The organism is Saccharolobus solfataricus (genome assembly GCF_900079115.1).
GTDB classification, from domain to species: Archaea; Thermoproteota; Thermoprotei_A; order Sulfolobales; family Sulfolobaceae; genus Saccharolobus; species Saccharolobus solfataricus.
Map to the genome: position 1 here is coordinate 1,306,446 of NZ_LT549890.1, position 20,969 is coordinate 1,327,414.

Below are 20,969 nucleotides of genomic sequence, written 5' to 3' on the forward strand. Positions count from 1 at the left end.
CGTGAAAGAACTGGAGAGATTATCAAAAAGTATTGCCTCTGACCTCATTAATAACATAAACGATGTTTGTATTTCAATTCAAGGTTACTATAATGATAAGAAACTACCCATGGTTTTCAAATATAGCTGCCATGAAATGTTACCAGATCCTTATAATGCTGACCATAACTACCCCGCTAGGTTAAAGTATTTCTTGACAACAGTTCTTAGAATGAGGAATTCTTACGAATCAACAGTTAGATTCTCTACAGATTTAATAGATTACTATTCTAAAAAATTGGGATATGATATATCAAATATAAAGGACTTTTCCGAGAAATTAAGATTCGTAACTAACTCCCTTCTGGATCCTTCTTTCATATCAACCCTTCAAGGAATTACTAAAGTTCTGATGGATTCAACCGAGTATTTATGTGTAATATCTTATTACTTAACACCTCAAAAAATTAGAGGCAAGAAACCCTCAACAATTATAGAATACGAGCCATTAATAGATAATATTATTAAATACTCATCATACTTCCTAAGATTTATTTTCGAAAAAACTGACAGATTTCTAAATTTTATTCCATCAGCTGGCCTAAACTTAACTGAATTAAGGAATATAGCCAATCAAATGCTCGAAATACTCTCTAAAATTAACCTAAATGTTTTAGAATCTTATCTTACAAATCAAGGAGAGTTGAAACTATCTCAAATTTATACTGGAGACCTACTATTCTTTACCTTCTTTAATTTAGCTGATGCATTAAATATTTATGATGATTACATATATAAAATCAGAAACGCAGTACTTTCCGTACCTTTAGAAAATAGGATCGCAATAACTAGAAGTATTCTCGGATTAAAAGATGTTGAGGATATTAATATGAGCTGTAGAGATGTACATAATTTTATTCTAAATATGAATGAAATCTCAAATGAAATTTATTCTGGTGGAAATATTGCAGAATTAATAGATAGTCTGCGAAAGTACGTTTTCATAAGGGATTCTATAAATTATGCTTTTAAAGATGTAGCACTATTAATGCAGAACGTACTATACTCTAAAGAAATCACGTATTTAAGTATGTCCCTTCACGTAGAAAACTACATACATAATACCTCAGCCATAGAATTACTTGATAGAATTAGAATAGATTATAATGATTATAACCGATTAATTAATAATTTACATGAGTTTAGGGACTGGATTAACGTACTCAAAAAGCTCGATTTAGATCAAAAGTTGTCTGAATCTCTAGTCAAGGTAGTGAGCGGGGATCCTCCAACTAATAGTAAAATGAGTTTGGATGAAGTAATAGGAAAGATAATTAAGAGAGAACAAGCTAACGTTGAGGAAGTTAAAGGAACTGGAATATACGAATTTAGAACAGACAATAGGGTAATAAGAGCCATGCCCGTTATATACGATATGTGGAAGGAAATAGGAGATGACGGGATAGAATATTCCCATTTAGTAAATTGGTTAAGTAAGAGATTAGATATTGATGATGATAGAAAAGTTAATGAGATAGCAATAAAATACTTAAATGCGTCATATTATGCAGGGTTAATAAAACTTGAAGAAAAACCGACAACTAAGCCTCCAGATACTGAACAAACTCGTAAAAGAGAAATCACGATTAACGCAATAGGTATCCCTACTGGAGCAAGATGGAAATTCATACTCGCACGGGAAAATAAATATCTTAATTTCGATACAAACGAAAGTTCGATAAGGATTAAAGCGCAAGAAAAAGATAATCTAACTTTCTATGATGTTACGATAGGCAATGTTATATATGTACCCTATCCTAGGACGTATACCATTAGATCTAGTGATTTATCAAAAGGCGTGTTAGACGTAAAATATAATGTATCTTCCCCTCAATCAAGTCAAAGGACTGGAAAAACTAATGTGCAAACTAATGTAAAGATTTCCAAACCCAAGGGAACTGCAACCGCAGGTGTTATATTATCAATAGTATATATTATCGAACTAATAGTAATTGCAAGTGGATTCCAATACTCTAACATTCTATTTGAAGCATTAACAGTAATGGACATATTCTTTCAGTTAGCAATAATGGGATTACTAGTATCCGCTGTAACTAACCCCTATAACTCCCATAAAAAAGGTTCATATATTATCATAATATCGATAATAATGTTCTTCTTTTCAATCCCCATAATAGAATATGTGATATTCTTCATTATATTTGATATTGCAGTTGGAATTTCATTAGCAAGATTTAAACGTAGGTGATAGGTATGGAAAAGAAAAACTCAATAAATATATCATTATTAGAAAATTTAGCAAATTTTTTCTCCATAGGGGAAATAGAAAAGGGAGAACTAAGAGCAAATTCAGAAATAATTAATTATCTTTTAGAACAAGGTCTAATAAGACAAATAGAGAGAAATTTTATAGTAGATGAACTGCTCAAATTTATTATATTAAAATATAGTAATATAGTAAAATTAAAAATGTCTAAAGACTATTTAGTGAAGACTCAATCAATATATATACTCTTAATGATAGTAGACGAGAATTATCATAAAATACCTTTTTACGACTATATTGCGTATAGCGGACTGGTTAAGATAAAAAAGAAGAGAATTGCAAGGAGTGTAATAAGAAATGGTAAAAAGATCATCAATAATAATCAAGGCGAAATACATTTAATGAAATATCAAAAAAATAAAATAAAGGCTGAGATTAACCTAGATCAAACGAAGTCTGGAGAGATAATTGAATTCGGCTTATATATATGGAATAGGCCATCTAAGCTAAGTTTAATGGGAGATAAGACCTTTAGCCAAAACTATTTCTGGATATACGCTCCTACCTTAGAATACTCCACCAAAATACTTCTCGAAAATAATCTAAATGTAGAATCGATAAACCTAGAAAGGTTCTTATATCTAGATGACAACCATCAAATTAAGGCACCAATTAAAAATCAATATATGCTCAGAAAAGAAAAAAATTATATTGAGATAAAAGTGCATTATCCTGATTATGGTATATATAAACTATCGTACAATTTATAAATTGTTAACTAGGTATTTATCTTAACGGGGGTTAAGGGGGCGGAAGACCCTTTCCGTGAGGGATGGATAGCCCCCTTATATAAAAGTTTTTTAACTAATCTAAATCATATATTTTTTAATGATAGTTACCAATGGAGTGAGCGTCACCGAGACGTCTTGGTTAAAGCGAGGGTCGATGTGGTACGCCTCTGCTCCGGACAGTAGCCCCAAAGGGGTAACAGTGTCATGGTTAATGAGTTTCGTTCGGGGTCGGAACGACCCTTAGTGTGGAGCTCCGCCCTCTACCGCTGGCAAGGTGGGGGTATGAAGCAGGAAGCCTTGTAGGGCAGGGTAGTTCACTATACGAAAATCGTATCGATTGTTTGGGGTGTTCTAATGCATCCATCTTATTCGATAATAAATAATAAAATTATATCAGATTAGAAATTTTCACAATTAGTCGTTCCGAATCCAGATGCAGCCAAAGGAATTAGAACGTGAAAACAGCCTCTGAAAAAGGTTTATGTGCAAGGATTACGAAATCTTTTTGTAGTAGTACTTGAATGGATCTCGCGAACTCTTGCACATAAGTTTTTCTAAAATAATGTCTTTGTTCAAATTTCTATATCTTAAACGTTAAACGAGCGTTTTTCATATTACTCCAATATTTTTACAAATGTTTTTTGAATTTCATGACTGTTTGAGAACACTCCCAACTTGATATAATTTTACAAATAATTTTAGAATTTCATGATTGCATGAGAACACTCCCAATTCAAAGAAATCCAATTTTATTTATATCATCAGATACATATAATTAAATTTTAGACTATATTAAAAACAGAGTAAATTTTCTTATATTTGAAGAAACAATATGATAATCCTAGCTGAATTTATATTTGTAAGACGATTTTGGATCTACTGAGAAGGGGCGAGGCTTGTCTTTTCTGTGTCAAAAGAGTTTGAAACTGAAGTAGAAAGTCGTATCTTAAGTACTCGAGTTAAGTTTAAAGTCATGCTATACACTTTTTAATACTGTGATTTATACTTTACAATTCCAACTGAAAATCTCGAATGACGTAATTGTCCCCCTTTCACATCTAAACTCAGTAGGACCTTGTTCCTCTCCTTCTCCCCAACTTACTCAAAGATCACTGAAAGCAAGGAACCACACAAACCCTTAAGAATAACCGTAATAAAAGATCACGGCAAACCCTTATATTCCACGGGTAAAAATAAAATAGTGCTAAAGACTGAAAACACATACACATTTACCGTAAATACCCTATTAGAGGATGTGGTAAAGGAAGTGGTAAAGACCGAGAGTGTCAATAAGGAAATTTACAATACGAAATTTCACGTTGAGCTGGAAAACATTATAGTCAAAGAGGAGTTTAAGATTAATGATGCCAGATTCTACAAAATTCACTTTAAGACCCCAACACTCCTACAACCCCCGAGACCTAGTATCAAAAGAAAAGGCAATAGATACGTCTTGTTCCCTTACGTTCCACTCCTCTTTTACTCCATAGCCTCCCATTGGAATAGATACATGAATAACAAGATAGTTGGAGTAACTGGTAGCAAAACCCTATATTATTTTAGAGAAGTAAATTACAAGATAAGGCCTCTAACCGCATATTATGGGAACATACCTAATAAGGGATTTGTGGGATGGGTTTTATTTGAGTTAAAAGCTAGGAAGGGAAGCAATTTAAGGGAAAACATCAGAAGGCTCTTAGATTACGCAAATTACTTCGGTATAGGAAAAAGCAGAAATATAGGTTTTGGAGAAGTAGATGTAAGACCTTTGGAATAATATTAAAGATATCTTATTTGATTTCTTAAAGATCTATCATGCTGAATTATTACAGAATAGGTAACTTAATTTGATTAAATTAATGCATATACGTTTATCATTAGTTTTCCTCCAATTTTGGGTGATTCAAGGATCCTTGCGATTTCAATTTGTTTCTCTAAAAACAGATAAGAATAATTGATTCGACATTTTCGATAATACTAATAAGAGACGAGGGAATGTTCTCATGCAGTCATCTTATTCGAGAAGTGTTAGTGAAAATATATCTGATTAGAGGTTTTTATAACTAGCTGGAATTTCCAGACCTCCTAACTCCGAGTATTGCCAGAACGTTAGGAATGACTAAAAGCCTCGAAATGTCTTCTACTTCTCTCTTAATATAAACTCATTGACAACTTTTGCTTCTACCAATTCCTTCTGGTCTGCACTATTCTTTTAGCTTCTTCAACATTCACATGCGGAGTAGACTCCACAAATATATTTTAAACTTTGTGGAATACACTCCACTAATCCGATGAGTTTGTACCTACCTCGCAAGTTGTCCGAATTGAGTAAAAACCCAAATAGTAAAGTTTATGGGAACCCAGAGACAAGGTTAATTGAAACCTTTTTTAACGATGATTCTGACAAAAGGTGAAACAAAGCTGATATTAAATAAAGATTTAAGGTCAGACAAAGAGGTCATATTATGGAGTCGCAGTTACCTAAATTCTTAAAGGAACCGGAGAAGTACTCTAGGTTGAGATTACTTGAGGCTCTGCAAGAGCTCTATTTAAGCATTGAAATGCTCAAAGAAGGCTATAGCAGGAACTCCGCAAGTAAATTATTCCTCTCATGGAAGGCGCTTTTAAGTTCAATCGTTGTTACAAATTTTGGCAAAATAATGGAAACGAAGAAGAAAGAAGGGAAGGAAGACGAGATAAAGTGGTACATGAGAATAGGATATTCTGCACCTACTACTGGTCTAATAGGGATTGCAAGAGACCTTGAGAATCTCGGATTTAAAGGGTTAGTTAATCTAACAACCGCAATGCTGGGGATTCACAGATACGCATATAACGGTTTAGATGAGGATATAAGTCCTTTTCACAGTAGGAGTGAAGCAATAATATCAATAAAGGGGTTAATAAAAGCTGAAGTTGAAATAGTAGGCTCAATGAAATTTGGGGATGAAGAGAAAGAGCTCTTTGAGAAAATAAAGAGGGAATTGAACAACATCTGATGGGGAGTCTTATCTAATTTTCTTTTGATGCAAAATGTTAGCGTATAAATTAGAATAAAGGAATCAGATAACTAACATCGTATATTAGTATAATAACAACGTAATTTATTTCTTCTCTTTCTCCTCTAATTTTCTAAACTCCAATCTGATCTCACCAAACTTAATACCTCTACTCCTACCAATACCCAGATAAGATGACGCTAACAAATACATTAAGGCTCTCCTCTTTAACTTTTCATCTGGTAGCATTTATCGGAAAATCCTGGCATAGTATTTATAGGAAAATCGTTACACTTTTACGTTACATTAAAAATATATAACGAATCTTTCCCGGTTAGATGAGAAATGTTTATTGATAAGCTATATACTTCGTCAGACTTTAAAGAGCAAGATTTATATTTCATGAGTAATACTAAATTGTTATGCCGAAATCCAGAATGCACGGTATAAGGCTCGACAAGAAACAAGAGGAAGAGAGGAGGATTAACGCTGTAAAAGATGTGAGGAACGGGATGAGTATAAAGGACGTTGCCAAGAAGTATGACGTCTCCATCTTTACCGTGTACAAGTGGTTGAGGAAAGGTGACCTGAGCGCTAAGCCGAGGAAGGGACCCACGAAACTGAAGGACGAGGAAAAGCTCGTCCGAATCTTAGAAAAGAGCCCAAGAGATTTCGGCTTGAACTACGATTTCTGGACCTTGAAGCTCATAGCGTATATACTTGACAAGGAATTTGGGATAAAGTACAACCCGAGGAGTTTAAGCCCAGTCCTCAAGAAGTTAGGCTTCAAGTACAAGAAAGGAAAGAGAACTTACGTTAGAGACGATAACGCTGTAGAAAGGTGGGTGAAGGAACAAGGGGAGAAGCTTTTAAAAAAATAAGAGAAGGGTACAAGGTACACATCTTCGATGAGTCGTACGTGTCCTACATAAACAAGGGTAAAGGCTGGATGAAGGTCGGAGGAGGGATAAAGGTCAACCCTAAGAGGAAGAGGTTTGCAGTAGTAGGCGGGATAACGATTAGTAAAGAGGGAATAACTTTCTCCTATTCGACATACAAGAAGCCCTCGCTGAACTCAAAAGATATTATACTCTACTTGAGGAAGGTAATAAAGGACGAGAAGACCGTGATAGTGATGGATAATGCTAGAATACACGGTAATGAAGTGAGGGAATTCCTTGAGGAAAATGGGGTGGAGTTTGTTTATCTGCCGCCTTACTCTCCGGATAAGAGTCCGGCGGAGGGGCCGTGGGCAGTCCTCAAGAAAAGGCTCTACTCGAAGATTTACACGGACTTCGAGACCTTAATGTGGGATGCAACGAGGTTCCTACGCTCCATATCCAAGAGAGTAAATGACCTTACGTATAGTGTGAAGAGGTGCGGTGAACCTTGGACGTCAATACTGAGTGAAGTTTTCTTGCCCTTTAAAGTCTGACGAAGTATAATATTAAGAAGTACAATGAAAGATATTTATAAATACATGGATAAATATTTTGACTTTTTATGATAAGGGAATTTCCTAAAACTACTACTGGCAGTTCAAGAGGCCCATAAAAACTTTTTAAAATTAGAGCCTTTAATTTTAGTATGACCAAAGAATTGACGAGGGAGCTTCCGGTATAAAAACCTTTCCGTGAAAATCGAGCATAGTACACACCTCAATGCTGGTATTGGGGTAAAGAACTGTTTGATCCAGTGAAAATCGAGCATAGTACACACTACTTATTCAAGTGATGTCACCTGCTTTACTCGCTAGCATCAAAGGGCTTATTATAATACAGCACAGCCCAAGTAATAACAGCAAGCTTCCTGGCACAAGCAGTAATCAACTTTTTACCCTTCAAATTCCCCTTGTGCTCCTCATAAAACCGCTTAATAATAGGATTAACCTTGATAGCAGTTAAAGCTGCAAGATAGAAAGCCCTCCTCAAAACAGCATCACCCCTCCTAGATATGCCTCTCGATACAACACTCTTCCCACTGAATTCAACAAGAGGATCGAGACCACAGTAAGCGACAAACCTCTTCTTGTCACCAAAACGCTTAACATCACCAACCCTTGCTAAAATTATACAACCCAGCGTTCTTCCAATACCCGGAATCGTGAAGATCAAACTATCCTTAGGAACAAGATCCTCAAGCTCTTCCTCAATCTCCCTCTTCCTAACCTCAAGCCTCTCCAACTCGTCCAAGAGGAACCTAACCTCAGATAATACTATATTATCCTCCCCCCTCAATACCTCATTCAAGTTCTTCTTGGACAAACTGTCCTTATAGCCTAGAAGTATTAAATCCCTCCTTAGCCTATTCTTAACCCTAACAATGCTCCTTGTGATAAAATCCCATTGGCTTGTTAACTCCTTAGCCTCACTCGTTGTAAACTCACTGCCCATACTTATAACTAGTTCAGCGAGCTTTTTATCATTCTTATCACTCTTCTTACCCCTAATGTCCTTGAACTTCTTGAGTACGAGGGGATTAATAATCCTCACTAGTATTTTGGAAAAGTTCTTAGACTATGATCTAGTGATATATCCTTTGCCTAAAGCTATAAACTTTCTGAAAGCACTAACGTCGTACTCTTTACCCAAGTACTTAGCCAAGTTGATGTGGTAAACTCCCGTACTTTCTATAGCAACTTTGCAACCCTTTGGCAAGACTTGCTTTACTCCTTCAAAACCTTGCTTATTATTTTGAAATTCATAGTATTTACCTTGGAAGTACACTACTAATTTATCTTTTGAAACATCTATTCCGGCGACTGGGGCCTCCATGTATACTCACCCTTATTCGGGCTTCAAGCCCAACTTCCGGTCCGAATTGGAGGAGGCCAAGCTCCCTCTCGAGCTCTAAGCCCAAGGAGATCAACGGCCTCAACCCCAGTCAGATCTGTAATACGCAGATCTGACTAATATGTTTTATATAAGGAGATAAGCTACAAGACAGTAGAGAGACTATACTTCCACCCTCACATCTTCATCATCCTCTACAACCTGCTCTCAAAGACCGTTGATGACCTTAAGATTGACGCGACCATGGACGGGTTGTTCCCCAGTAGTAACCAAGCATTACAAGAGTGAAAGAGAGAAATCCAGGGAAGAGATAAAGGAAGGGAGAACTTCGTATACTCCTTCTTCACCTTTGACTTAGGCAGTAACCTGATTGTCGCTTACGGTTATTCGCTTAAGAGTGAGAGGGAGGCTTATGAGATGGCCCTCGAAGTCCTGAGGGATCTTGCCGTTCGAGTGGACTCTTGAGAGCTGATAAGTACTACAAGTCTACACTGGATGACTTCCCTGATTCTGAGGTCTACTTGATACCTAAGTCTAACGCCACGATCAAGGGAGGGAAAAGGTGGAGGGAGATGATATTGAGGTTCATGAGGAACCCACTGGAGTATTTGGAGGAGTATTTCAAGCGTGAGAGGGCTGAGTCTCTGATCTTCATTAAAAGGAGGACAAGGTGGATCATAAATAAGGTTAGGGAAGAGAGGATTCACTTGACGATCTTAGCGAGGGTCGCGATTCACAATCTACTGTGGTCTAAAGCGTTAGGTTAAAAATCCTGTAGGGGTTCAAAGAAATTCCCTTACCATAAAAAATTTTAATACTTGTTCATGAACTAATGAATATCACGAGTTTTATTCCTTAGTCTCACCAGTTACTAAAAAAAGATTTTCAGTTAACGAGAGGATCTTTCTTATATGTTTTTAACGTAACGTAAAAATGTAACGATTTTCTTATAAGTGCTAATCCCGAGATGCTATATAAATTTAGAACCCATTAGACTAATTTGTCCCAGACTCCACTAACCACAATGCTTTAATTCTATGTTTAAACATGAATTTTAAATGAGGAGAATCTTCAAAGCAGAGCAGATTGAAGAGATGCTTAGTAATAGAAATAAGGTATTTATAGGAGGTCTACCTTTTAGTGGTAAAACTACCCTAATAAATAAATTTTATAATAAGCATAAAAATGAGGAAATACAATTTATTGAATTGCCTAAAAAATTCAACAGTACTGATGAATTGAATGAATGGAAGAATAAAATAAAGGGAATTCGGAGGGGTATAATAGAAGGAAGAACTTACATAATAGAACTCTTATTAGGTAAGGTATCAATAGCTACTACACCATCTCTTCAATCTCCCTATTTGGATTTTAGGGGAAATGCAGTAAGCATGAGGAGTATAGATGCTATTAAGAGAATATATAAAAATGGTATAAAGGATGATAAGGTAGTATCTAAGATTTTAATGTACTCAACTATTACTACGCCAAATTACTTTACAATCATACCTAAATTAGTAAATGAAGGGATCGAGTTATATAAGCAAGGTAAGTTAGATAAGGTCTTAGAGATTGTATTAGGAGTAAAGAGATTGTACTCTTCATTTCCTAAAATAGATATAAATGGAGAGGATAGTATAACTTATGCTTTAGGATCAGTCTTACCTAGGAATATAGATTTTAAAACAGCGTGGAGCGAGTTAAGTGAAACGTGGAAAGAGTTAGTATATTATAGGCTTGACTCCGCGTTAAGACTTCTGCCCGGTAGTGCAGAGAAAATCATTGGTCAAAAAGACATTAAACCTTTAGGAGATAAGGTAGAGGTAGTTGATATAGAACCCTTTTTCGTAGATTTAGTTGAATGGGGGAAGTCGATTATTCTCGACGGTAATAATCTCTGTATAGTAGGTCCATTACGCTCTGCAAAATCTTCCCTAGCAAATTATATATATTCTATGGTTAATTCTAAAGATGTTTCTTTGTTAGATTATAATAATTACGATCTATTAAGCTTAGATAAGAAAATAAAATCTGAAAATAAAAAATATATTGCAGTTCTCACTGACGATATTTTTTATTCGATTCCCGTAGAATGTAAAGTAATAGAATCGAGAAGTTATATTAAAGACTTCATTGATTACCTTTATTTAAAGAATAATGTAAGACGCGTAAAAGGCGCTAACCCTAATGTGCCGATTCACTATTACTATCTTTATAAATTAAAATATAATATGTCCGATGAACAAATATATAATGAGTACAAATCTGATATGAACAAATATATTACAAATACCATTTTCGGAAATAATAAAGAATTAATCAATAATTATCTCTCACTTCTAATTTTAGGTAAAAAATATTTACTACTACCTGTGAAAGTTAGTGAAATAGTATTGAATAGCCTTAACAAACAAATAGATAAAACTTTTATTAACTGGTTCTCAGTATTCGATTTTACAGACTATGATGTAGATGCAAATGAGGAAATGGAAAAGGCAGTATATGAGGCATTATATAAAGTAAGGGAAGAGCTCATAAGAGTAGTTAAGGAGAATAGATTTGAGGAAGATCTACTTAAAGTCTATTTCGACGCCATATCAAGGTATCCAACTGATAACGATACCAGAATCGACGAGTTTATAAAGACGGGATACGGACATTATTCTCCAATTGTGTACCTTCTACTTTATAATCCCGACATAATAGAGGAATTTAATTGGGATTTAGGTGAAAGAGTCAATCAAGCCTGCAGTTCATTAAAAAGTTTAGAGGATATAATCTGGAAGGGTATAACTAGTTCGAAAGATATTGTTGACAAATTATTGGAAGAAGTAATGAATTTCGCTGAATATAAACCGTCAAATTACGCTAGTATTTATGAAATATTATCGTCTGAAAACGTTAATATAGAATGTTTAAGAAAGGCGTTTAACATATTAAAGTGGTATATAAGCACTCTAGATGATCGACTTGTATTCCTGAAATTTGAAAATAAGTTATATAATGTTATATTAAAGACAAAGGATGATAAGCTAATAAACTACTATTTGAAAATGAGTTTTAAAGGCACTACGCGAAGTGCCATATACATTAATCCTGAACACATCAGCAAAATTGCCGAAATTTCAGATAACGCCAGACTGGAAGCCTTACCTTTAGTAATACTAAATAAAGCGATTAACGACGAGAAGGAAATAGACAAGATTATTGATCCCATAGAAACTTATGCTGCATTGCTAGCAATTATGCGTTTGGAAATCGATGCAATAGCTGAAGGTAAGATAGAGACTATCATTAAGTATTATAGGTATCTAGATGAGCTTTATGATAAATTTGTTAAAAAAGATGTTAGGAAAATCGACGAAAAAGTATTATTTACGCTTTATGATATAGCTTTTGATTTGAATGTAAATGAAAAGAGAGAAATATTGGATTTCTTAGCTGAGGAGAAGGAATTTGTAGATTCCGGATACGGACTAATAATGTTTTACTATTATAAAGTTAAAGATAATTTAAAGGAAGTTCTTGACTACATTACTACGTTAATTGAACCATATTATAATCTTTTAATAAAAATAAGGAGAATGTATAATGACGAGGACGTATATGAACTATTCGAAGCATATAAGATAAAATTAGCTAAGACACTTATCACTTCAAGATACGATTATAAGTTAGTGCTGCAGGATATAATTGACTTATTGTCAAAAGCTAATATAAGTGATAGGGCATTAAAAAGGAGAATATTAGGTGCGTATTATATATCGAAATTCTTGCTATACGGAGAAGCTAAGAAAATTAAAGTAAGGGGACCGGAAGAGATACTTTATAGGGTAGCATTAGCATTAACCGGAAATGAAGAGATGAAAAAGGAGTTCTATAAAACTGTTGAAAATATGGAAATTAATGATAAACTAATAGTGGAAAATTTAGATTATACCTTAGAAAATTTAGCATCTAATGACTATTTAATACCAATATTGGAAATATACTTCTATCTAAAAGGTGATAATGAGAAGTTATCAAAAGTAATGAAATATGTTGAAAAAGAACTATTGGGAGTACCTACATTTATACTTCATAAGCTATTCAACGAAATTAATGTTAAAGGGAATAGGAATAAATATATTGCATCATTAATATTGTTTATATAAATTTTCTATATTTTAATAAATTATAATGGAAATAATAGTTGTCCTTCCTCAGTCTCATCGAGCTGGTCTGAATTAAGGAGTCACACTCTTCTTTTCCATACAACTATAATGTATGCTATCCCATTATGAGTGATATAACTCACGTTGAGTAGAGGTATATGGTTTATCTTCTCTATTGAAGACGTGATTGAAAAATCCTGGGTAGTTGCGACGATTACGAATAGGTCTATTGCGTATTCGCTTAAGAAAGATCAAAACGGCTAATGCGAAATAGTTTATTCATCATTTTATCTATTATATTAGTAAAGTGGGAAAAAATAATATCTCCGATTTAAAACCATTTCTCCAGATTTCATCAAATATTTATTCAGAGATAGCACTTTACAAACTTTTCATGACAATCACTGCTCAGAATTTCACAATTTTTCTCCTTTCCTTACACTCCTTATATCTGTCTCTCAATCTCATCAATCTTATCCCCGTACGTTACGTAAACCTTATCCTTCTCCTTGTAGACATAAGTACCAGCATAGGGTAAACCACCATGGGCGTATAATATTCTTTTATCAAACCCCTTACCCTCTACCTTCATATACTCCCCCAACAACTTCCTCTCGCTTCCCATCTGATACTTCTCAATCTTGTCAACTTCGTTCTCAATAATGGCTCTAGTAACTTTATCTGCGTAAGTCTCGGCGTAGTGCCTTAGCGTGTCCAAGTCAACATTTCCACTAAATCTGGAAATTACGTAAAACAAAGCGTGGGATAAGGCATACTTCATATCCTTGTAAACAACGTTTATTTCGTTTTCGGAGGGAGTCAATAAGGGGTCTTTGCTCAAATCATCCTCCAAGCGCTTTAAGTGCAAGGAGGAGTCCTTCTCAGACAAGTAAATGAACAAACCATTATCTAGGGCAGTGGCAAACCTGGGAATAGCGTTAACGGAATCACTAAATATCTTGTTGAAGAAGTTCTTGTCCTTGTTGAGAATTTGATAGGTAACGTACTTAAGGCCGGAAAGCGGTGAAATCTTTATGGCTTCAATCTCGTGAAGTTTAACAGTATCGCTGACGTCTTTACCAACTGGGTCTGAGTTGTATAAACTAACCTTCACTTCCTTTTCGCTCTTTGCAGCGTAAGCTGATACTGCAAGCTGTATGGCCTCCTTTGCCAGAACCCCCATGTAGTTTATGCCGTGTGTTGTATCAATGAAAACTTCGTTTATCCCTTCTTTTTCAAGGATTCTTAATGAGTGGTAGTAAATGTAAGTAAAGTAGTGATCTGGCTTACCCTTAAATTTCTGATAAACGTTTGGTGCCACTACATAGCTTTCGCTGATTCCAAGGTCGTTCTTACTGTTTTGAATTATACACTCCTTACACGAACGATAGTCAGCATATTTGCAGTTGTAAACGTCAGCTACGCTAATTCCCAAAATCACTACGGTTTTGTCAACCTTCAAGAGATCCCTCAATGCTAATACGCTTACGTTGCTCTCGAATTTCTCTCCATCTATTTCATAAGTGACTTTTTGATAACCCTTTGGGTTTCCAATAGTCGAGAAAACTATTGATGCCATAGAGTCTTATATGAGAAAAAAAGTTAAAATTTTTTATTAGCTTTCACGATAACGATTACAACAGTTATTTGGTAAGAGCTGATGTATATAATCTTTTTGTATTTATGCATATATGATAAAACTTATTCTTAATTCTCAGATAAACGATTTTCATTATATTGGCGGTTATTAATTGGGAAAACAAACGTGCTTAAAAAGCTGTTTAAAAAGATAATGGTGCCTTAAAATGAAAAATTTATAATTGAAGTCGGAATAGTAGTAAACGATTATTTACGTGATGTAACGGTTTTATGAAAGTAAAGAGATAAAGAGAAAACCGGTTAAGTTCGTTTTCATGAAGTTGTTTAAAAGTGTGAAAGTTCGAGTCTCAATGCGACCGAAACGAATCTTTCTATAATAATTGAACGTTTATAAATGATAGGGTGTATTTCAATTTAACATAAAATCCTTGCGACCAGAAATTGTTAAATTAATTACAACTAAAATTGGTCGCATGAAGAGTAAAGGGTAGTCATGAAGATTTATAAGTAAGAAAAGAGAAAGAAAGATAGGAAGTATAAAAACACAACAGATTAATCCCAAAAGGAATTGAAAGGCAGATATTTCAGTAGATATTCTGCTAAGTGTTACTCCTCGATTAATCCCAAAAGGAATTGAAAGATTTCATATTCAATTGCTTTCTCAGTGTCGCAACCTAACTTGATTAATCCCAAAAGGAATTGAAAGTTTTTGTATACCCTAAATCAAATAATATTAATGCAGTTGATTAATCCCAAAAGGAATTGAAAGTTTGCAAAATTAAGCGCTTTCTCTATCAGCTCAGTTGGGATTAATCCCAAAAGGAATTGAAAGATCTTCTGGCGCATCGCCAAGCTTAGGCAGAGCTAGAGATTAATCCCAAAAGGAATTGAAAGCCCAATCTTTCAATTGCATTTGGCAAAATCCTAGCCGATTAATCCCAAAAGGAATTGAAAGATAATGAGTATAGTTAATGAGCGCATCAAGAACAATTATAGGATTAATCCCAAAAGGAATTGAAAGATTTATAACAAAAAATTATTGATAAAGGATGATCTCTCGATTAATCCCAAAAGGAATTGAAAGTTAGTTTGTTGATCATTATTATTTTGTGATTGTTTGTCGGATTAATCCCAAAAGGAATTGAAAGTTCATTTCGCAGCAACTTCAATAGTTATTGAAGGACATGATTAATCCCAAAAGGAATTGAAAGTTCATCTACCAAGAGGCGGTGCTTATGAGTTAGAGGTTCGATTAATCCCAAAAGGAATTGAAAGGCCTTTTCCAATAAACACCGCATTCTGTTTTAACTTATTGATTAATCCCAAAAGGAATTGAAAGGTTATAGAACATGGCGAAATGCACAAACTGCATTACCAGATTAATCCCAAAAGGAATTGAAAGTTCAATATATCATCAGGATTCATTTTTACAATTTTAGATTAATCCCAAAAGGAATTGAAAGGAAGAAGAGAATAATTATCAAACTCTTGCAAACAATATAAGATTAATCCCAAAAGGAATTGAAAGTAATATATTGATGCTATATGTCCAAGTTAAAAATAGCGATTAATCCCAAAAGGAATTGAAAGATTCTGCTCACCCGCCAGAGGTACACCATTTTTCTAGATTAATCCCAAAAGGAATTGAAAGAATAGGTCTTGAATCCAGACTTTTCCATTTTCATATAAGGATTAATCCCAAAAGGAATTGAAAGTACACTACTATCCTGCCTTGCTTAGATACTGCTATGATTAATCCCAAAAGGAATTGAAAGAGTGTTGGAGGAAACCAAACAATCGACATCAGAGGTGATTAATCCCAAAAGGAATTGAAAGAACCTTACTGGGCAGTTATATGCGTATGAACAGCTGTTTGATTAATCCCAAAAGGAATTGAAAGTTAATAGATCAAGTGCTCTATATTCATAATATTTGCCGATTAATCCCAAAAGGAATTGAAAGATCAATTATTGCATTTTCAATTATTGAATAATCAATTGAGATTAATCCCAAAAGGAATTGAAAGTTAACTAGATTTTCTATTGCTCTCCTTATGGCTTCACTTCTGGATTAATCCCAAAAGGAATTGAAAGCATCTTTTTCCGTCGCTTTATATCACCTATGGACTCTTCAGATTAATCCCAAAAGGAATTGAAAGACCATACCCAACTTCTAACAACGTCGTTCTTAACAACGGATTAATCCCAAAAGGAATTGAAAGAGTAAATCAAAAAGCAAATAAGTCAGGGGTGGAGAATTCGATTAATCCCAAAAGGAATTGAAAGTAACGTTTTTAGTTATGTCGTTATCTTCTTCGTTGATTAATCCCAAAAGGAATTGAAAGTTGTAGTTTGAATGCGAAACCATTTGCTAAGATATTGATAATGGATTAATCCCAAAAGGAATTGAAAGCGTTATCACAGTTATATTTCTTCTTTAAAATATCATATGATTAATCCCAAAAGGAATTGAAAGTTATCCAGACATTAAGCATGTTGTCGTAGAGGTAGCTGGATTAATCCCAAAAGGAATTGAAAGTACTTTTCCATCTTGAGGTATTGCGTTTAGTTGCACTGATTAATCCCAAAAGGAATTGAAAGTCTGTCAGTAGCACAAATAATTTTGTTCTCATAAATAGTGATTAATCCCAAAAGGAATTGAAAGCGCCCATAGGACGGGATTTAGATTTCTTGTAGGATTTGTTTGATTAATCCCAAAAGGAATTGAAAGGTAAGGGGGCTATCCATCCCCGCCCGTGAGGCTTTCCGCCCGATTAATCCCAAAAGGAATTGAAAGTGAATCGTTATGGGCTTAGTTAATTCCGTAGTTAAACCGATTAATCCCAAAAGGAATTGAAAGAACTTAAAGTTGTTATACGTCATTGGAATAACATTCATTGATTAATCCCAAAAGGAATTGAAAGTTTACGATATTCACGTCGACAGATACCCTTACTGCTGATCGATTAATCCCAAAAGGAATTGAAAGATAGAATTGCATCAGACAGCTTTCATACCTCCGCATCTGATTAATCCCAAAAGGAATTGAAAGATATCCAACGCTTGAAGTAATATTTGAATGTCAATACTTTGATTAATCCCAAAAGGAATTGAAAGATGCATTCCACCTCTGTTTCTTCCTCTTTACGCATTTCTGATTAATCCCAAAAGGAATTGAAAGCTCTATATTCTACTATCCTCCCTCTCTGCTCTGGCGGATTAATCCCAAAAGGAATTGAAAGATCTCTGATTTCTCAGTTCTCTAATTCCGAATACTACATGATTAATCCCAAAAGGAATTGAAAGTAAAACTGCTCAAAAATGCTAGAATTATAATTATGGCTATGGATTAATCCCAAAAGGAATTGAAAGATAATTATTCAAGATGCGATATTGTTTCAAATTTTGATTAATCCCAAAAGGAATTGAAAGAAACAACGCAGCAAAAACGAAGAAGATAACGACATAAGATTAATCCCAAAAGGAATTGAAAGGCAAGGGGTAGACCCGCGACCTGTGGGGCACGCACCCGATTAATCCCAAAAGGAATTGAAAGATGTGTCCGTTCGGTGCGATGTATATTTGTACGTCTTTTGATTAATCCCAAAAGGAATTGAAAGTTATATTACGATAAAAGTGCCAGATATGGTTGTTGGCATTGATTAATCCCAAAAGGAATTGAAAGCCCACCAGAAAAAAAGAAGGGTGGGGGGCAAGGGCCCCGGGATTAATCCCAAAAGGAATTGAAAGGCATATATTATTGGCTGAGGTAAGGTCGGCATATCTGTCGGATTAATCCCAAAAGGAATTGAAAGCCATCCAAGCCTTGATTTGATATTCCTTTTAATGTCTGCGATTAATCCCAAAAGGAATTGAAAGTTCATTATCCTCAATTTTTTCTATACCCTTGTTGTTCATTGATTAATCCCAAAAGGAATTGAAAGCCCCACTGGAATGCACCATTTCTTGCAAGTAATACATTTGATTAATCCCAAAAGGAATTGAAAGATGCAGTTTGGCCTAAAGGAATATATACGTTAATGTCTGCGATTAATCCCAAAAGGAATTGAAAGCCATTATTCGGCACTGCATTTAATTGAAGCACTATACTGATTAATCCCAAAAGGAATTGAAAGAATATTTTGAATATTTGTACACCCATATGAAAAACGCAGGATTAATCCCAAAAGGAATTGAAAGTATCTCTTATTCGTAAGGGTTAAAACAAAATTATCTTGATTAATCCCAAAAGGAATTGAAAGTATATTGATGAGTCGAAGAATCTGATGAAGAACTTCCTTGGATTAATCCCAAAAGGAATTGAAAGTTTTTATTTAAGAACACTGATGGAAAGATCTATAGGATTAATCCCAAAAGGAATTGAAAGACCCATATTGAAGAGTTTGAGCATAAAAATGATTCTAGATTAATCCCAAAAGGAATTGAAAGTTCTCAATTGCCTTTCCCACGATAACCTCAATCCAGTAGGATTAATCCCAAAAGGAATTGAAAGGAACGAACATGGTAAGCCCTGAGGACCTTGAAAACGATGGATTAATCCCAAAAGGAATTGAAAGCTCAGCAGATTTAAACTAACGATATTAATTGTACACACTGGATTAATCCCAAAAGGAATTGAAAGTTAAGTTGTTTTGCTCTATTTAAAACAAAAATAATCCAAGATTAATCCCAAAAGGAATTGAAAGCAAGTGCAATAGCAAACTACTACTAAATATAACATATATGATTAATCCCAAAAGGAATTGAAAGCTATATGGGGTCAGGGTGGAACTAAAATCGTGGCTTTAGATTAATCCCAAAAGGAATTGAAAGCTTACTTAAGCCTAATATCTCCGCAACTTCATCAATAGTGATTAATCCCAAAAGGAATTGAAAGGAACTCTCTATTGCTGACGAACTAAGAGAAAATTGTTTCAAGATTAATCCCAAAAGGAATTGAAAGTCTAACAATGAATCTGTCATAAAGTGCCCGCAACTCTTGATTAATCCCAAAAGGAATTGAAAGAGATTATCAATCAAGTGATAGAGATATTGCAATTTTGATTAATCCCAAAAGGAATTGAAAGTGTTAGATACGGCAAGGCAAAGATTACAAACAAGGATGTGATTAATCCCAAAAGGAATTGAAAGAAAATGGTGCTTATCGCTATTAGGTAGTCGGCGTTGTTTGATTAATCCCAAAAGGAATTGAAAGACTACTCTTACTTTTTGCATTCCTTTTGGAGTAGGCGATTAATCCCAAAAGGAATTGAAAGTATTTACGTGCATAAAGAACATACCTCCAGCGCCTCCTCGATTAATCCCAAAAGGAATTGAAAGTCGTAAACTTGAAACTGACCCGTATATCCGAATTTACGATTAATCCCAAAAGGAATTGAAAGGTATTATTCTCATAATAGGAACCGCCCTAGTGTATGCTAGATTAATCCCAAAAGGAATTGAAAGCGTGATTACATGGAACATTACTTTTCCACCGAATATTGATTAATCCCAAAAGGAATTGAAAGTTTATGTTTTCGAGTTCTTCTGGTCTTAACATCACTCTAGATTAATCCCAAAAGGAATTGAAAGGTCAGTTATACGCTACATATGAAAAGATAAATGAAGGATTAATCCCAAAAGGAATTGAAAGATCTCTCTTAGTTTTGTCAAAGCTTCTGACCCGCTCCTGATTAATCCCAAAAGGAATTGAAAGTCTATCTTTATTGTTACAACTTTTGCATACGACATAATTTGATTAATCCCAAAAGGAATTGAAAGTCCTCTATCATCTCCTTTAAGCACTGTGTAATCTCACTTGATTAATCCCAAAAGGAATTGAAAGTAATACTGCAGTAACGGTACAAGTCATTGACAGCGCTGATTAATCCCAAAAGGAATTGAAAGATATGGTATTCAGTAAATTCATGCTATAGTCAATTTCTTAGTAAGTGCGAAGAGAAATAGCTTTTGTCTATACAAAGAATACCAGTTAAATCCCTTAACCCACTTATTTCCAACATTCCCCATTTAATAGCCCTTTTTATTTCTTTGCAATTATTACGAAAAAGACTATATTTGCAAGTGCTCAAATGTTTCACGTCAAGAATCCGCAACTAACCCGTTCCCTAAGAACTAAGTATATTTTACACTTCTTTAAACTAATGGCTTACCATTGTTTGATGATGTGCATATCAAGTTATGATAAATCTTATAATGAGAATTCCAGCAAATTAAAAGAAGGCATTACATGCCTCGCCTCTAACAGACCTGAGTTCGCAACTGTAGGAAGGAATTTTGAGGGAAGTGAGGATATGGAAACAATATGTTTCCTTTTTGGCTACGTTACGATGAGAGTTACTTGAGATA

8 protein-coding genes, 4 pseudogenes and 1 CRISPR repeat array are annotated in these 20,969 nt (G+C 34.6%); of the genes and pseudogenes, 8 read left to right on the forward strand and 4 right to left on the reverse strand.

Annotated features, from left to right (window positions below; all coding sequences use genetic code 11):
* Positions 1-136 precede the first annotated feature (136 nt).
* The 3 genes from SSOP1_RS07260 (at position 137) to cas6 (ending at position 4,834) form a co-directional block, all read left to right on the forward strand.
* Positions 137-2,248, forward strand: coding sequence for a hypothetical protein (locus SSOP1_RS07260; RefSeq protein ID WP_231918235.1), 2,112 nt, complete (start codon positions 137-139; stop codon positions 2,246-2,248).
* Between the two features lie 5 nt (positions 2,249-2,253).
* Positions 2,254-3,036 (forward strand): hypothetical protein, encoded by a 783-nt coding sequence (locus SSOP1_RS07265; protein WP_231918236.1) that lies wholly within the window; start codon positions 2,254-2,256, stop codon positions 3,034-3,036.
* Positions 3,037-4,132: 1,096 nt separating this feature from the next.
* Complete coding sequence (cas6, locus tag SSOP1_RS07270; protein WP_009992588.1) at positions 4,133-4,834, forward strand: CRISPR-associated endoribonuclease Cas6; 702 nt, start codon at positions 4,133-4,135, stop codon at positions 4,832-4,834.
* A gap of 289 nt (positions 4,835-5,123) precedes the next feature.
* Here cas6 and SSOP1_RS18045 read toward each other — a convergent pair.
* Positions 5,124-5,289 (reverse strand): annotated as a pseudogene (locus SSOP1_RS18045) (AAA family ATPase); the annotation flags it as partial.
* A gap of 233 nt (positions 5,290-5,522) precedes the next feature.
* Here SSOP1_RS18045 and SSOP1_RS07275 point away from each other — a divergent pair.
* Positions 5,523-6,056 (forward strand): PaREP1 family protein, encoded by a 534-nt coding sequence (locus SSOP1_RS07275; protein WP_009991931.1) that lies wholly within the window; start codon positions 5,523-5,525, stop codon positions 6,054-6,056.
* A gap of 105 nt (positions 6,057-6,161) precedes the next feature.
* Here the strand turns inward: SSOP1_RS07275 and SSOP1_RS16975 are convergent.
* A pseudogene (locus SSOP1_RS16975) lies at positions 6,162-6,302 on the reverse strand (CRISPR-associated endoribonuclease Cas6); the annotation flags it as partial.
* A 176-nt stretch (positions 6,303-6,478) separates the two neighbouring features.
* Here SSOP1_RS16975 and SSOP1_RS16335 point away from each other — a divergent pair.
* Positions 6,479-7,491, forward strand: a pseudogene (locus SSOP1_RS16335) (IS630-like element ISC1078 family transposase).
* A gap of 310 nt (positions 7,492-7,801) precedes the next feature.
* Here SSOP1_RS16335 and SSOP1_RS07290 read toward each other — a convergent pair.
* Positions 7,802-8,830, reverse strand: a pseudogene (locus SSOP1_RS07290) (IS110 family RNA-guided transposase).
* Positions 8,831-9,309: 479 nt separating this feature from the next.
* On the opposite strand from SSOP1_RS07290, the gene SSOP1_RS07295 reads away from it, so the two are divergent.
* Together SSOP1_RS07295 and SSOP1_RS07300 are read left to right on the forward strand one after the other, a co-directional pair.
* Positions 9,310-9,615, forward strand: a complete 306-nt coding sequence (locus SSOP1_RS07295) for a hypothetical protein (protein ID WP_009991621.1) — start codon at positions 9,310-9,312, stop codon at positions 9,613-9,615.
* Positions 9,616-9,906: 291 nt separating this feature from the next.
* A complete protein-coding gene (locus SSOP1_RS07300) occupies positions 9,907-13,002 on the forward strand; it encodes a hypothetical protein (RefSeq protein WP_009991620.1) in 3,096 nt (1,031 codons plus the stop codon).
* A gap of 445 nt (positions 13,003-13,447) precedes the next feature.
* On the opposite strand, the gene csx1 is transcribed toward SSOP1_RS07300, so the two are convergent.
* The gene (gene csx1 / locus SSOP1_RS07305; RefSeq protein WP_009991619.1) at positions 13,448-14,581 is read right to left on the reverse strand and encodes a CRISPR-associated CARF protein Csx1; all 1,134 of its coding nucleotides are present in this window, start codon (positions 14,579-14,581) and stop codon (positions 13,448-13,450) included.
* Between the two features lie 570 nt (positions 14,582-15,151).
* Positions 15,152-20,507: a CRISPR direct-repeat array (repeat unit 25 nt; unit sequence GATTAATCCCAAAAGGAATTGAAAG).
* 275 nt (positions 20,508-20,782) lie between these two features.
* Here csx1 and SSOP1_RS07310 point away from each other — a divergent pair.
* A complete protein-coding gene (locus SSOP1_RS07310; RefSeq protein ID WP_048054217.1) occupies positions 20,783-20,965 on the forward strand; it encodes a hypothetical protein in 183 nt (60 codons plus the stop codon).
* The last annotated feature ends 4 nt before the right edge of the window (positions 20,966-20,969 follow it).

What these genes read in the sequence shown, in the direction of transcription:
- SSOP1_RS07300 (WP_009991620.1), top strand. Translation starts at nt 9,907, where the DNA reads ATGAGGAGAATCTTCAAAGCAGAGCAGATTGAAGAGATGCTTAGTAAT.
- csx1 (WP_009991619.1), bottom strand. Translation starts at nt 14,581, where the DNA reads ATGGCATCAATAGTTTTCTCGACTATTGGAAACCCAAAGGGTTATCAA.
- SSOP1_RS07310 (WP_048054217.1), top strand. Translation starts at nt 20,783, where the DNA reads ATGATGTGCATATCAAGTTATGATAAATCTTATAATGAGAATTCCAGC.
- SSOP1_RS07275 (WP_009991931.1), top strand. Translation starts at nt 5,523, where the DNA reads ATGGAGTCGCAGTTACCTAAATTCTTAAAGGAACCGGAGAAGTACTCT.
- SSOP1_RS07260 (WP_231918235.1), top strand. Translation starts at nt 137, where the DNA reads ATGTTACCAGATCCTTATAATGCTGACCATAACTACCCCGCTAGGTTA.
- SSOP1_RS07265 (WP_231918236.1), top strand. Translation starts at nt 2,254, where the DNA reads ATGGAAAAGAAAAACTCAATAAATATATCATTATTAGAAAATTTAGCA.